The organism is Inhella inkyongensis (assembly GCF_005952805.1).
In the GTDB taxonomy this organism is placed as follows: domain Bacteria; phylum Pseudomonadota; class Gammaproteobacteria; order Burkholderiales; family Burkholderiaceae_C; genus Inhella; species Inhella inkyongensis.
In genome coordinates this window covers 2431384-2445769 of sequence record NZ_CP040709.1, presented here as the reverse complement: position 1 = coordinate 2445769, position 14386 = coordinate 2431384, and the positions used below count along the sequence as shown (strand labels likewise).

13 protein-coding genes and 2 tRNA genes are annotated in these 14386 nt (G+C 62.6%); 10 read left to right on the top strand and 5 right to left on the bottom strand.

The features are described from left to right. Positions 1-5: 5 nt before the first annotated feature. The gene (locus FF090_RS11630) at positions 6-566 is read right to left on the bottom strand and encodes a hypothetical protein (RefSeq protein WP_138856877.1); all 561 of its coding nucleotides are present in this window, start codon (positions 564-566) and stop codon (positions 6-8) included. Further along, positions 563-3217, bottom strand: coding sequence for a DNA gyrase subunit A (gyrA, locus tag FF090_RS11625; RefSeq protein WP_138856876.1), 2655 nt, complete (start codon positions 3215-3217; stop codon positions 563-565). Before gyrA ends, FF090_RS11630 begins: the two co-directional genes overlap by 4 nt. 271 nt (positions 3218-3488) lie before the next feature. Between gyrA and ompA the strand changes: the two genes are divergently transcribed. Beyond that, the gene (ompA, locus tag FF090_RS11620; RefSeq protein ID WP_138856875.1) at positions 3489-4193 is read left to right on the top strand and encodes an outer membrane protein OmpA; all 705 of its coding nucleotides are present in this window, start codon (positions 3489-3491) and stop codon (positions 4191-4193) included. 120 nt (positions 4194-4313) lie between these two features. On the opposite strand, the gene efp is transcribed toward ompA, so the two are convergent. Beyond that, a complete protein-coding gene (gene efp / locus FF090_RS11615) occupies positions 4314-4868 on the bottom strand; it encodes an elongation factor P (protein ID WP_138856874.1) in 555 nt (184 codons plus the stop codon). Positions 4869-4994: 126 nt separating this feature from the next. Next, on the bottom strand, positions 4995-6095 hold the full coding sequence (gene earP / locus FF090_RS11610) for an elongation factor P maturation arginine rhamnosyltransferase EarP (protein WP_138856873.1): 1101 nt from the start codon (positions 6093-6095) through the stop codon (positions 4995-4997). A 138-nt stretch (positions 6096-6233) separates the two neighbouring features. Here earP and uvrC point away from each other — a divergent pair, with 138 nt between their 5' ends. From uvrC to FF090_RS11575, 7 genes are all read left to right on the top strand, one after another. Next, positions 6234-8198: an excinuclease ABC subunit UvrC gene (uvrC, locus tag FF090_RS11605; protein WP_138858369.1), complete on the top strand. Its 1965-nt coding sequence runs from the start codon at positions 6234-6236 to the stop codon at positions 8196-8198. Positions 8199-8388: 190 nt separating this feature from the next. Next, positions 8389-8712 (top strand): hypothetical protein, encoded by a 324-nt coding sequence (locus tag FF090_RS11600; protein ID WP_138856872.1) that lies wholly within the window; start codon positions 8389-8391, stop codon positions 8710-8712. Between the two features lie 24 nt (positions 8713-8736). Beyond that, a complete protein-coding gene (gene pgsA, locus FF090_RS11595; RefSeq protein ID WP_138856871.1) occupies positions 8737-9312 on the top strand; it encodes a CDP-diacylglycerol--glycerol-3-phosphate 3-phosphatidyltransferase in 576 nt (191 codons plus the stop codon). A 90-nt stretch (positions 9313-9402) separates the two neighbouring features. Further along, positions 9403-9675 carry an HU family DNA-binding protein gene (locus tag FF090_RS11590; RefSeq protein WP_138856870.1) on the top strand — a complete coding sequence of 91 codons (273 nt, stop codon included), beginning with the start codon at positions 9403-9405 and terminating at the stop codon, positions 9673-9675. A gap of 9 nt (positions 9676-9684) precedes the next feature. Then, positions 9685-9760: transfer RNA gene (locus FF090_RS11585), tRNA-Val, on the top strand. A gap of 171 nt (positions 9761-9931) precedes the next feature. Further along, positions 9932-11839 carry a SurA N-terminal domain-containing protein gene (locus tag FF090_RS11580; RefSeq protein WP_138856869.1) on the top strand — a complete coding sequence of 636 codons (1908 nt, stop codon included), beginning with the start codon at positions 9932-9934 and terminating at the stop codon, positions 11837-11839. Positions 11840-11869: 30 nt separating this feature from the next. Then, positions 11870-11945, top strand: a tRNA-His gene (locus FF090_RS11575). 62 nt (positions 11946-12007) lie between these two features. Here FF090_RS11575 and FF090_RS11570 read toward each other — a convergent pair. Then, the gene (locus FF090_RS11570) at positions 12008-12748 is read right to left on the bottom strand and encodes a LuxR C-terminal-related transcriptional regulator (RefSeq protein WP_138856868.1); all 741 of its coding nucleotides are present in this window, start codon (positions 12746-12748) and stop codon (positions 12008-12010) included. Positions 12749-12842: 94 nt separating this feature from the next. Here FF090_RS11570 and surE point away from each other — a divergent pair, with 94 nt between their 5' ends. Then, positions 12843-13604, top strand: a complete 762-nt coding sequence (gene surE, locus FF090_RS11565) for a 5'/3'-nucleotidase SurE (RefSeq protein WP_138856867.1) — start codon at positions 12843-12845, stop codon at positions 13602-13604. Next, the gene (locus tag FF090_RS11560; protein ID WP_138856866.1) at positions 13601-14383 is read left to right on the top strand and encodes a protein-L-isoaspartate O-methyltransferase family protein; all 783 of its coding nucleotides are present in this window, start codon (positions 13601-13603) and stop codon (positions 14381-14383) included. The genes surE and FF090_RS11560 overlap by 4 nt, the downstream gene beginning before the upstream one ends. The last annotated feature ends 3 nt before the right edge of the window (positions 14384-14386 follow it).

The window sequence follows — 14386 nt, the reverse complement described above, 5'->3', positions numbered from 1 at the left end:
GGTCCTTAAGGCTTGGCGCTTGAAGCGGCGGCAACCGGCTTAATGCCCAGGATCTCAGCCATCTTCTGATCCAGCGCCTTCATGCGGGACTCCACCAGGGGCTTGGTGTCGGCCACGATCTTCTGCGCGAGAAGGCCTTGGCTTTCGGCCGCGATGGGGCCGTAGCGCTTGACCACCGGGGACTCCAAGTACTTCAGCAGTTCCTTGAGTTCGGCTTCGTTGAAGCTGGCGTCCAGCTTGCTGGTGAAGACCTCGGGGGCATTCTTCATGGCGCTGGCGCGCAGCGCCGGCTCGACCTCGCGCCGGAAGGCCTGCAGTTCGACATCCAACGCCTTGGCCGTGGCTTCACGCTTGTCTTCCGGCACGCGGCTGCGCAGCACCTGAGAGACCTGCTGCAGCATTGGGGCCAGATTGCTTTGCAGCAGCATGGAGCCGAATTGCTCGATCTGGGCCTGTTGCACTTTGACAACCTTGGCCAGCAGCTCCTTCTTGGACTGGGCCTCAGCCGGGAAATGGGCGGCCAGGCTCAGGGCCAGCGCGCTCAGCAGGAGGGTGGGGCTGTTCATTCGGAGTCTCCGGTGGAATCGGTTGGGGTGTCGGGGGTGGGCTCAGGATTGCCCTCGGTGTCGGTGCCGGCGTCGTTCTCGACGATGCGCTGCAGCCCGCTGAGTTTGGCGCCGTCATCAAGGGCGATCAGGGTCACGCCCTGCGTCGCGCGGCCCAGTTCGCGGATCTCGGCCACGCGGGTGCGCACCAGCACGCCCTTGTCGGTGATCAGCATGATTTCGTCCTCGGGGCGCACAAGGGTGGCGGCGACGACCTTGCCGTTGCGCTCGCTTTGCTGGATGGCGATCATGCCCTTGGTGCCACGGCCGTGGCGGGTGTATTCGACGATGGAGGTGCGCTTGCCGTAGCCGTTCTCGGTGGCGGTGAGCACGCTCTGGGTTTCGTCCTCGGCCACCAGCATGGCAATCACCGATTGCCCATCTTCCAGTTGCATGCCGCGCACGCCGCGCGCCTGACGACCCATGGCGCGCACATCATCTTCATCGAAGCGCACCGCCTTGCCGCCATCGCTGAAGAGCATCACGTCGTGGTGGCCATCGGTGAGCGCGGCGCCGATCAGGAAGTCGCCCGGGTCGAGGTCGACCGAGATGATGCCGGCCTTGCGCGGGTTGCTGAATTCCTTGAGCGAGGTCTTCTTCACCGTGCCCAGTGCGGTGCACATGAAGATGAAGTGGTCCTCGGGGAAGCTGCGGAACTCGCCGGTGAGCGGCAGCACGACGGTGATCTTCTCGTCGGGCTGCAGCGGGAACATGTTGACGATGGGCTTGCCGCGCGAGTTGCGGCTGCCTTGCGGCACTTCCCAAACCTTGAGCCAGTAGACGCGCCCGCGGTTGCTGAAGCACAGGATCCAATCGTGCGTGTTGGCGATGAAGAGCTGGTCGATCCAGTCGTCTTCCTTCGTCGCCGTGGCCTGCTTGCCGCGCCCGCCGCGGCGCTGCGCGCGGTATTCGCTGAGCGCCTGGCTCTTGATGTAGCCGGTGTGACTGAGCGTGACCACCATGTCGGTGGGGGTGATCAGGTCTTCGGTGCCGAGTTCTTGCGCATTGCGCTCGATCACCGAGCGGCGCTCGCCCAGCTTGGTCTGGCCGAACTCGGCTCGCAGGGCAGTGAGCTCGTCGCCAATGATGACGGTGACGCGCTCGGGCTTGGCCAGGATGTCCAGCAGATCGGCAATCTGCGCCATCACGTCCTTGTACTCGCCGACGATCTTGTCCTGCTCCAGCCCGGTCAGGCGCTGCAGACGCATCTGCAGGATTTCGCCGGCCTGGGTCTCGCTCAGCGCATAGAGGCCGTCGGCCTGCAGGCCGTATTGCGCCTCCAGCCCGTCGGGGCGGTAAGCGGCGGCGGTGCCGGGGTTGGCGGCATCGGCGCGCGCGAGCATCTCGCGCACCAGGCTGGAGTCCCAGCGCTTGGCCATCAGCTCGGCCTTGGCCAGCGGCGGCGTGGGCGAGTTCTTGATGATGCGAATGAACTCGTCGATATTGGCCAGCGCGACGGCCAGGCCTTCCAGCACATGGCCGCGCTCGCGCGCCTTGCGCAGCTCGAACACCGTGCGACGGGTGACGACCTCGCGGCGGTGCTCCAAGAAGACCGAGATCAGGTCCTTCAGATTGCAGAGCTTGGGCTGACCATCGATCAGCGCCACCATATTCATGCCGAAGCTGTCCTGCAGCTGGGTTTGCTTGTACAGGTTGTTCAGCACCACTTCGGGCACTTCGCCGCGCTTGAGCTCGATGACCACGCGCATGCCCGACTTGTCGGATTCGTCCTGGATGTGGCTGATGCCTTCCAGCTTCTTTTCGTGCACCAACTCGGCAATGCGCTCGAGCAGGCTCTTTTTGTTCACCTGATAGGGAATCTCGTCAACGATGATGGCCTGGCGCTGGCCGCGATCGATGTCTTCGAAGTGCACCTTGGCGCGCATCACCACCCGGCCACGGCCGGTGCGATAGCCCTCGCGCACGCCCTCCAGGCCGTAGATGATGCCGGCGGTGGGGAAGTCGGGCGCCGGGATGAAGCCCATCAGCTCGTCGATGCTGACATCCGGGTTGCGCAGGGTGTGCAGGCAGGCGTCCACCACCTCGTTGAGGTTGTGCGGCGGGATATTGGTGGCCATGCCCACCGCAATACCCGAGGAGCCATTGACCAGCAAATTCGGCAGCCGCGTGGGCAGCACCAGCGGCTCTTTTTCCGAGCCGTCGTAGTTCGGGCCGAAATCGACGGTTTCCTTGTCGATATCGGCCAGCATTTCATGCGCCACCTTGGCCAGGCGGATTTCCGTGTATCGCATGGCCGCGGCGTTGTCGCCGTCCACCGAGCCGAAATTGCCCTGGCCATCCACCAACATATGGCGCAGGGAAAAATCCTGCGCCATGCGCACGATGGTGTCGTACACCGCGCTGTCGCCGTGCGGGTGGTATTTACCGATGACGTCACCGACGATACGCGCCGACTTTTTATAGGGGCGGTTCCAGTCGTTGTTGAGCTCGTGCATCGCGAACAGGACGCGACGGTGCACGGGCTTGAGGCCGTCCCGGGCGTCGGGGAGGGCGCGGCCCACGATCACGCTCATGGCGTAATCGAGGTAAGAGCGGCGCATCTCCTCTTCGAGGCTGACGGGCAGGGTTTCCTTGGCGAACTGAGACGTCATGCGGGCGCAGGCTGTATTCCGCTCGCCCCATCAAGATGTGCGGGCGGAAGGGTTTTCGGGGAAAGCGGGCGATTCTATGGGGCGCACCTTGTCGCGACTCTGCAACAGGGACACAAAGGCTTCGCAAGTCGGCCGCCACAATGCGCCGCTGGAAAGCCCGATGGCAGAATGGTTTCGAACCCTTCGGAACTGCCTGCGTGGTGGGCGTCCCTTGAGGCTTTGGCTGACCCATCCTTGCGCAGAAAACTGCGGCACCCTTAAGAGGAGAAATATGAACAAACTGACCCGCGTGGCATCGCTGCTGGCCCTGGCCGCTTTGACCCACACTGGCGCCCAGGCGCAAGTGAACGACAACTGGATGGATGCGTCCGGCAAGCTGGTGTGGCTGAACGGCACCAGCGAGCACTGCTGGCGCAACGCCTCTTGGACGCCGGCCACGGCAGCCAAGCAGGTGGCCAATCTGAAGGGCATGAAAGGCTTTGCTGGCGACAGCTGTGATGGCGCCTTGCTGCCCCCGCCGCCGGCCCCTCCCGCACCGCCCAAGGCCGTTGAGGCTCCGAAGCCCGTGGTGGCCCCGGTCGCCCCGCCGGCTCCTCCGAAGCCCATCATCGAAAAGGTCACCTACGCGGCTGACGCTTTCTTTGATGTGGACAAGGCCGTGCTGAAGCCTGAAGCCAAGACCAAGCTGGACGACCTGGCCTCGAAGATGGGCGCGATCAATCTGGAAGTCATCATTGCCGTCGGCCACACCGACAGCGATGGCTCGGATGAGTACAACCAGAAGCTGTCGGTGCGTCGCGCAGAAGCCGTGAAAGCCTATCTGACCGGCAAGGGCATCGAAGCCAACCGCGTCTACACCGAAGGCAAGGGCGAAAAGAGCCCTGTGGCTGATAACAAGACCCGTGAAGGCAAAGCGAAGAATCGCCGCGTCGAGATCGAAGTGGTCGGCACCCGCACGGTGGCCCCGAAGAAGTAATCAGCCTCGGCTGAGACCAAGCCCCGCTTCGGCGGGGCTTTTTTATGCCCATTCTCCGGATGAGAGCCGGGCATGAAAAAGGGCGCCAGCGGCGCCCCTGATGTTCGAGTTTCCGCGGTCTTAGACGCGCTTGCGGTACTCGTGGGTTCGGGTGTCGATTTCGACCTTGTCGTTTTGGGCGACAAAAATCGGCACCATGATCTCGAAGCCGGTGGCGATCTTGGCGGGCTTCAGCACCTTGCCCGAGGTGTCGCCCTTGACGGCCGGCTCGGTCCAGGTAATTTCACGCACCACGCTGGTGGGCAGCTCCACCGAGATGGCTTTGCCATCGTAGAACACCACTTCCACGGCCATGCCGTCTTCCAGGTAGGAGATGGCGTCACCCATGTTCTCGGCCTCGACCTCGAACTGGTTGTACTCGGTGTCCATGAACACATACATCGGGTCGGCAAAGTAGGAGTAGGTGCACTCCTTCTTGTCGAGGATGATCTGGTCCATCTTGTCGTCGGCCTTGAAGACAACTTCGGTGCCCGAGTTGTTCAGCAGGCTCTTGAGCTTCATGCGCACGGTGGCGGCATTGCGGCCGCCGCGGCTGTACTCGGTCTTGAGCACGACCATCGGGTCCTTGCCTTGCATGATCACGTTGCCGGCGCGGATTTCTTGGGCGATCTTCATGGGGTAGCGATGTAAGGGCTGAAAGGGGCGCCCTTAGCGCTTCCAAGAAATAGAAAGCGGGCGCAAAGCCAGCCATTCTATCTGAGGAGTGTTTGGCTAGCGTTGAAAAGTCCTCGCCACTCAGCGTCAGCTCTTCTTGGACTGCGCGAATTTGATCAATTGGTCAGCCAGATCAGTCTGCGCGGCCAAGCGGCTGCACCACTGGCCCCAAAGATCACTCTTGAGGACCGAATCCAGATGATGCTGATCCAGACTGTCCAGGGGCGCCAACCCATTCCATGCCAGCCAGACTGGTTGAATGGCCTGTCGCTCTGCCTCTGGCCTTGCGCTGCAGATCAGAGACAGAAAGGCCATCAGCTTCTGAGCGTGTGCTCCATCGTCCTGGGGGTAGATGTGCCAGAGGAAGGGCTGTCCAGCCCATTGGGCCCGCACAAAGGAGTCCTCACCGCGCACGACGTTGAGATCGCAACTCCAGAGCAGGCGGTCGTAATCGTCTTGATCTAGCCAGGGTAGGGCGTGCTGCTGGATGTTGGGCAGCCCTCTTAGGGCCTCACTGTTTGAGCCGCCGCAACAAAGCACCAGGGTGGGCTGCCCCGCCAGGGCTTTACCCAGTGCCTCAACGGGGGCTGAGGGATAGCAGAACAGGCTGACCAGGCGTTCGCCCGGTTTGGGTGCGATGCCGAGCTGCGCGAGAAAGGCGTTGCGATCATGGATCCGACGCCGCTCCAGCAACCCGGGCTCGCGCAGCAGGCCGCCGCTGGTGGGTTCGAAGCCGGGGTACCAAAAGTGTTTGGTCAGCCCCGCCGCCGGCCCGTGGGAGACGGGCGAGGGCAGCCGGTGGCACCTCAGGGTGTAGGCCTCGGCGCTCAGGTATTCCAAATTGATCCATACGGGAGGTGCTGGACGCACACGGGCCAGACCTGCCTGGATGTCGGGTGGCAACTCGCAACCGAAGGCTTCGATAACCACATCGCCTGGCGTGCAGTGCGACGGCCAGCCTTGTCCGGGCCAGGGGTGAACCTCGCAGGGGTGATGGAAAGAATCGGAGGAGGCCGTTCCAAGTTCTTGGGAATGCGATGCCATCCAGTCCAGCGCCCGCGGGTCGTCGATCCACAGCCGAACCCGTTGACCGCGTTGGGTCAGGTTGCGCGCCAAGCGCCAGCACACGCCGATGTCGCCATAGTTGTCGATGACGCGGCAAAAAATATCCCAGAGCCTGATTTGCATTAGGACATTGTCCAAGGCTCGCAAAATGCGGGAATGACTGTTGATCCTGCTGTGAACCCGCCACCGTCCTCTCTAGATAGCGATCTTGGGGCTGCGCAGCTGTTGACCTGGGAGCAAGAGCGGGAGCGGGCCACGCAGATGGAGGCCGAGGAGGTCGCTGCTCTCATAGCGGCCGCACGGCCACTGCGCGAACGTCTTTTGGCTGAGGTGGCTGCTCTGCCCTTGTTGCCTGGTGTGTATCGCTTTTTGGATGCGCGCGGGCAGGTGCTGTATGTCGGCAAAGCCAAGCTATTGCGTCGGCGTGTCAGCAGCTATTTCCAGCGCGACCACGGGGGCACTCGCATCGGCCTGATGGTGGCTCGAGTGGCCAAGTTGGAGACCACCGTGGTGCGCACCGAGGCTGAGGCCTTGCTGCTGGAAAACACGCTGATCAAGACCCTGGATCCGCGCTTCAACATCCTGTTCCGCGACGACAAGAGCTATCCCTATGTGCGCTTCTCTGCGCACCGCTTTGCCCGCCTCAGCTACTACCGCGGTGCGGTCGATAAACGAGGGCGCTACTTTGGGCCATTCCCCAACAGTCTGGCGGTACGGCAGACCATTGAGCTGGTTCAGCGGGTGTTCCGCCTGCGAACCTGTGAGGACGCGGTCTTCAATCACCGCAGCCGACCCTGCCTTTTGCACCAGATCCGCCGCTGCAGTGCGCCCTGTGTGGGTTTGATCAGTGAGACTGACTACGACAAAGACCTGGACCGAGCCGACGCATTTCTGCGGGGGGCCAGCGATGAAGTGCTTCGCGAGTTGCAGCAGCGAATGGCCCTGCACGCGCAGGCCTTGGAATACGAGCGGGCGGCCGAGGTCCGCGACCAGATCGCGGCCTTGTCACAGGTGTTGCAGCAGCAAGCGGTGGAAGCCAGCAGTGCCAGCGGGGGCGAGCGCGACGTCGACGTCATCGCGGTGCGAGTGCGTGGTGGGCGTGCCTGCGTCAATTTCGCCATGGTGCGGGGCGGGCGGCATTTGGGAGATCGGGCCTTGTTCCCTTCCCACGTTGAAGACGCGACCGCCTTGCAGCTCGGGGCGGAAGGAGACGAGACCACTGTGCTGCCCCAAGAAAAGAGTGCCGCACAGCAGGTGCTGGAGGCCTTTTTGACGCAGCACTACCTCGGTGGAGAGATGCCGGCGCTCATCTTGGTGAATGAGGCCGTGGATCCCGCGCTGGTGGAGGCCTTGATGGCACAAGCCGGGCGACGCCTGACCGTGCAGGATCAACCGCGGGGGCCACGCAGAATCTGGCTGGACATGTGTGTGCAAGGGGCTGATCTGGCCCTGGAACGCTTGTTGGCCGAGGAGGGCTCGCAGCAGGCGCGCACGCGAGCCCTGTCTGAAGTCTTGGGCTTTGAGGGGGCGGACCTGGGTCAGCTGCGCATCGAGTGCTTTGACATCAGCCATACCGCAGGCGAGGCGACCGTGGCCTCCTGCGTGGTGTTTGAGCAGCACGCCATGCAACCGAGCCAGTACCGTCGCTACAACATCGAAGGTATCCAGGGGGGTGATGACTATGCCGCTATGCGCCAGGTATTGACGCGTCGGTACAGCAAATTGGCCAGCGCCTTGGCGCAGCATGAGTCCTCGGAGGAGTCCTCTGCTTCTCTGCGCTGGCCCGACGTCGTTTTGATTGATGGTGGACGTGGCCAGGTGGGTGTGGCGCGCGAGGTGTTTGAGTCTCTGGGGGCGGATTTGGCCCGCTTGGTTGGAGTGGAAAAAGGCGAGGGCCGCAAAGTGGGGTTGGAGGAGCTGGTCTTTGCGGATGGGCGCCCCAAGCTCAGCTTGAACCCACAGTCGTCGGCCTTGATGCTGGTGGCAGAAATTCGTGATGAGGCCCACCGCTTTGCTATTACCGGCATGCGTGCGCGGCGTGCCAGCACCCGCATGCGCGGGTCGCGGCTTGAAGACATTGCCGGCGTGGGGCCGCGCAAGCGTGCGGCATTGCTGCAGCGCTTTGGTGGCATCAAGGGTGTCGAGGCTGCGAGCGTTGAGGAGCTGTCCGGCGTCAAGGGCATATCCAGGGACTTGGCGCAGGAGATTTACCGTGCGTTCCGCTGATTTCATGGGCCGCACAGCGCTGCGTCGCGCCATGGCTGTGGGCCTTCTGGGGCTGATGTCTGCTTGTGGTCAGCGGCAGCCTGCGCCTCCTCCCGATCGGCCAGTCCCTAGCGAGTTGCCGCGCCCTGGGGGGCGCGCTGAAGCCGCGCGGCCCAATAAGCCCGCCAGTTGCGCGACGCAGGCGCATGCCGTGCGCAGTTTGGATGCCCTGCGTCTGCATGTGGCGCGTTGTGTGGTCGAGGCCAATCCCGAGCAGGCTTACCTGAGTCAACCGCCTGCGGTGCTGCTGGCGGTTCCGGTTTTCAAGCTGGAGCTGCATTCCGACGGGCGAGTCAAGCGCATCGACTTGCTGCGTGAACCTGGCCAGGCCAAGGACACCGTTCAGTTGGCCCGCAAGGCGATTGAGCGGGCGGCACCCTTTGGTGATTTGCGCCGCGTGCCTGGTCCCCTGGTCTTCACCGAGACCTATTTGTTCGATGACGCGCGCCGCTTCAAGCCGCGCAGCCTGAACTGACGCGGCCTGCCCCACAATGCCTCTATGTTTCTGACCCTTCCAACGCTGCTGACCTGGGCCCGCATCGTGGCCATTCCCCTGATCGTGGGGATTTTTCAGATGCCCTGGAGTGCCGAGTTGCGCAATCTCGTCGCCACAGTGTTGTTCGTGGCGGTGGCACTGACAGATTGGCTGGATGGCTACTTGGCCCGGCGCCTGAATCAAACCTCGTCCTTTGGTGCTTTCCTTGATCCCGTGGCCGACAAGTTTTTGGTCTGCGCGTCCTTGTTGGTGCTGCTGGACATGCAGCGCATGGGTGGCTGGGGCGCCTTGTTCTCGCTGGTCATCATTGGGCGTGAGATCGCCATTTCCGCCCTGCGGGAGTGGATGGCGCAAATTGGTGCTTCTCGCAGCGTGGCCGTTCATATGGTGGGCAAGCTGAAGACCACGGCGCAGATGGTCGCCATTCCCTTCCTGCTCTTTGATGGCCAACTCTTCGGTGTGATCGATACCCGGCTCTGGGGGCAATGGCTGCTTGGGGGGGCGGTGATCCTGACGGTGTGGTCGATGGTTTATTACCTGCAAAAGGCCGTGCCGGAAATTCGCGCGCGCGCGGGCTGAAGCTGCGCCTAGAATCCGCGCCCTTGTCGCCGCTGTCGCAGGCAAGGGCACAAAAGTTTTTCCATGAATTCGCCAAGAGGGGGCGTTCGCGTGAACAAGACTGAATTGATTGAACACATCGCCAAGCAGGCTGATCTTTCCAAGGCGGCCGCGCAGCGCGCCCTGGAGGCCATGATTGGTGGCATCAAGACGACCCTGAAGAAGAACGGCACGGTGTCGGTCCTGGGCTTTGGCAGCTTTAGTGTGACCAAGCGCGCTGCGCGCACCGGTCGCAATCCGCGCACCGGTGACGCCATCAAGATCAAGTCCAGCAAGACGCCCAAGTTCAAGCCGGGCAAGGCCTTGAAGGACGCCATCAAGTAATAGAAGGCCGGGTGCTTAGCTCAGTTGGTAGAGCGGCGCCCTTACAAGGCGTAGGTCGGCGGTTCGAGCCCGTCAGCACCCACCACCGGCTTTCCTTTACAACGCGGTTTGACGCTGGCTGACTGCCTACAATCGCGCCCCTACGGGCCCCCTAAGGCGAACTTCGGTTCGCCTTTTGTTTGCTTGCATGCTGTTCGGTCTGGTTGTTTTAGCTTGTTCACTGCACCGGCGCCACGGCGCCGTTTGAGGACTTCGGATGTTTGAGTTCGTTCGCACGCACAGCCGCTGGCTGCAACTGGGATTGCTTGTGCTGATCCTGCCTTCCTTTGTTGCGCTGGGTGTGCAGGGGTATTCCGGCTTTATGGATGGCTCGGGAGCCGGTGTGGCCACGGTGGACGGCCAGCGTATTACCCAAGCGGAGTGGGATGCCGCTGTGCGCGAGCAGGCGGATCGCTTGCGCAGCCAGAATCCGCAAATTGACGCCAAGCTTTTGGACTCGCCGCAGGCGCGTCAGCAGGCTCTGGAGGGATTGCTGGATCAGCGGGTGTTGCTCTCCGCGGCGCAGAAGCAGCACTTGGAAGTGGCCGATGCCCGCCTGAAGTCGGTGTTCGATCGCGATCCGAACTTGGCCTTCTTGCGCAATGCCGATGGCAGTGTGAACAAGGCGGTGCTAGCCGCCCAGGGCATGAGCAGCGAGGGCTTTGTCCAGCGGCTGCGTCAGGACCTGACCCTGCGCCAGGTGCTGTCGCCCACCCAGTCTCGCGGTAGCGAGACGGCGGTGGCCACTCAGGCCGTGATGAACGCCTATTTGGAGCAGCGTGAGATCAGCCTCAAGCGAGTCGACGCGGCTGCCTTCAAGGCGCAAGTGACGGTGAGCGACGACGAGGTCAAGGCTTTTTATGCCTTGCCGGTGACGCAAGAGCGCTGGAAGCGGCCAGAGCAGGCCCAGATTGAGTACCTGGTGTTGGATGCCGAGGCGCTGAAGGCCGGTGTGACGGTGTCTGAGGCGGATCTGCGGACCTTCTATGAGCAAAACCGCAGCCGTTACTCGACCGCCGAGGAGCGCCGCGCTCGCCACATTTTGGTGAAACTCGCTGCTGATGCGAAGCCGGATGAGGAGAAGGCCGCGCGCAGCAAGCTCGAGGGACTGCTGGCCGAACTGCGCAAGGACCCCAAGCAGTTCGCAGATCTGGCGCGCAAGCACTCGCAGGATGAGGGCTCGGCTGCGAATGGTGGCGACCTTGACTTTTTTGGTCGTGAGGCCATGGTCAAGCCCTTCTCGGATGCAGCCTTCGCGCTCAAGGTGGGTGAAGTCAGTCCCATTGTCCGCAGTGAATTCGGTTTTCACCTGATTGAGCTGGTCGCCATCCGTGGGGGCAGTGCGCGTAGCTTCGAGGAAGTGCGGCCGGAGATCGAGGCGCAGCAGCGAACTGACTTGGCGCGCAAGCGCTTCCAAGAGTTGTCTGAGCAGTTCAGCAATATGGTCTATGAGCAGGCAGATGCCTTGCAACCTGTGGCTGAAAAGTTCGGTCTCAAGGTGCAGCAGGCCGAGTTGCCGCGTCAGCCGCGCCCTGGGGCGCAGGGGCCGTTGGCTTCTGCCAAGCTGCTGGAACTGGTGTTTGCTGCGGAATCGTTGAAGAGCAAGCGCAACACCGAGGCGGTAGAGACGGCGCCGCAACAGATGGTTTCCGCACGCGTGCTCAAGCATCAGCCGGCCGCAGCGCCGGCGCTGGATGAAGTGCGCGAACTGGTGCGTGGCCAACTGGTGGCTGAGCGTGCTGCGGCGTTGGCGAAGGCCGATGGCGAGAAGCAACTCGCAGCGCTGCAAAAGGATCCGGAGTCGCAGGCGTGGGATGCGCCTCGCTGGGTTTCTCGTGCCGCTGCGCAGGGTTTGCCTGAGGCAGCGATGAGCGCGCTGATGCGGGCCGACGCCAAGAAGCTTCCTGCTGTGGTGGGAGTCGACCTTGGCAATGCGGGCTATTTGCTGATTCGCGTTGGCAAGATCGGCGCGCCCGAGGCCACGATGGCAAAGTCCGCCGCCCCCCAGTTTGCGCAGGCCCAGTCAGCAGCCGAAGCTCAGGCCTACCTGGAAGCTTTGAAGCTGAGCTTGAAGGCCAAGCTGCTCGTTGCAGCGCCTGCTGCATCTGCAGCTTCTCAACAGTAAAAAGCCTGCTATACTGCTTGGCTTTCGACGGTGGCTGTAGCTCAGTTGGTAGAGTCCAGGATTGTGATTCCTGTTGTCGCGGGTTCGAGTCCCGTCAGCCACCCCAAGACATGAAAAAGGCGCTCCAGTTGGAGCGCCTTTTTTCATTCTGCCGGCAAAGAAAGGGCTTTAAACCAATCCCTGCTTGCTGGCCAATACGGCGGCTTCGGCTCGGCTGGATACATTGAGCTTTTTGTAAATCGACTTGATGTGGTCGTTCACCGTGTACCACTTGATCCCCATCAGGTTTGCAATCTCCTTGATGGTGAAGCCCTTGCTGAGGTAAGTCAGCACTTCGTTCTCTCGCGGCGACAGCCGGATGGATTCGGCCTGAATGGGGTCCAGCGCCACAGGGCGTGAGACCGAATAGCCGCTGGCAGAGAAGGCACCGAAGCCGCTGTTGAGGCCCATCGGCCCGCTTTCGCCGGAACTGCCCGGCCGAAAGTGGCTCAGCAATCGGCGTGCGATAGCGGGGGACAGCGGCGGTTGCCCGCGCACGATGCGCTGCAATTCCTCCACCAGTACTTCGAATCGGTCTTCCTTCAGCAGATAGCCATCGGCGCCACACTGCAGTGCGGGGAACAAATGATCGTCGTCCGAATAGAGGGTGCTGACGATCTTCAGCGCAGCGGATCCCGCCAACTCGGCCAGCAGTTCCATGCCGTTGCCATCGGGCAGTTCCAGGTCAACAAGGAATAGCTTGACGCCGCCATCTACGCCGTGCCCATGGCGGGCGACTTCTCGGCGTGCGGTTTCCAGGTCCGCAGCTTCAATGATCTGCAGTTCGTCGCTGAAGCTTTCGCGCACAACCTTGCACAAAAAGCTCCGGGCAACCGGATTGTCTTCAAGGATCAGAACTTTGACAGGCATGGGATTGAGCAGAGCGATCGGTCATGCTACCCGCTGACCGCTTTGCAGACCCCCCGCAGCCGGGGGGAGCCGATAAGGCTTTCTAGAATGCTGCATGCGCATCCTGATTGCCAATGATGATGGCTACCTCGCGCCGGGTTTGTCTGCTTTGGTGCAGGCTTGCCAGGGCTTGGGTGACATCGAAGTCATCGCCCCTGAGCAGAACGCCAGTGGTACCTCGAACTCCTTGTCTCTGCACCGGCCACTCAGCGTGCACCGGGGCATGAATGGGCATCGCTTCGTCAACGGCACGCCCGTGGACTGCGTGCATTTGGCGCTCACCACGCTGTTGGGGGACTGGCGTCCTGACTTGGTGCTTTCGGGCATCAACAACGGGGCCAACATGGGCGACGACACGATTTACTCGGGGACTGTTGCGGCCGCTACCGAGGGCTATTTGTTTGGCATCCCTGCCATTGCCTTCTCCCAGGTGGATCGGGACTGGGGCGAGCTGGATGCGGCGGCCCGTGCAGCGCGGCGGGTGATTGAGCATGTGCTCTCTCAGCCACTTGGGGCGCCCTTTCTGCTCAATGTGAACATTCCCAATCGCAGCGATGCCGACCAACTGCCCTGGCAGGTGACGCGCCTTGGAAAGCGGCATGCCAATGCCGGCGCTCACAGCCAAGTCAACCCGCGTGGCGAGACCATGTACTGGATTGGTCCTCCGGGCGATGTGCGGGAGGCCGGGGAGGGGACTGACTTCTTCGCGGTAGCGAATGGGCGCGTTTCGATCACGCCCCTGCAGGTGGATCTGACCCATCACGGCGACCTGGATCGCTGGCGCATGCGCTTGGGCTCTGCTGAGGGTTCTCAGTGAGTTCGCGCGGCGGCCCTCCGGTGCTGCGGCCTCAGCGCCTGCTTCAGCAGGCGGCGCAAGACCGCGCGCGCCTGGCGGCGCCTAGCGGCATTGGTCTGGACTCCCCGGGCGTTCGGCTGCGCATGGTTGAGCGTTTGCGTCGCCAGGGAGTTCAGGCTGAGGGTGTGCTGCAAGCCTTTGCACAGGTGCCGCGCCACCGCTTTGTGGACACCGCCTTTGCCCCCCAGGCCTATGAAGACACCAGCTTGCCGATCGGACATGGTCAGACCATTTCCAAGCCCTCGGTGGTGGCGCGGATGTTGGACCTTCTGCATCAGAGCGAGGCGGCTGCGGCCCTCGGCGGGCTTGGGCGGGTGTTGGAAGTTGGGACGGGATGCGGCTACCAGGCCATGCTCCTGGGTCTACTGGCTAAGCAGCTCGTGTCGATCGAACGCCTCGGGCCGCTGCACCAGGCGGCGACCCATCGCCACACCGCACTGCGGCGCGAGTTGCCCTTGTGTCCGATGCAACTGATCCATGGCGATGGGCGACTTGGCTGGAAGCCTTCGGCGCCTTTTGATCACATCATTGCGGCAGCGGGAGGGGAGTCCCTGCCGCAACCCTGGCTGGATCAGTTGGCCCCGGGCGGTCGCCTTGTGGCGCCCACCCTGGCGCGCGATGGCGTGACGCAGATTTTGGTGGTCGTCGATCACTGTGTGGTTTCCGGACGTAGCGAGTGGCGCCGCTCGGAGCACGAAGGGGTCTTGTTCGTCCCTCTAAAATCTGGCCTCATTCCCTAGCCA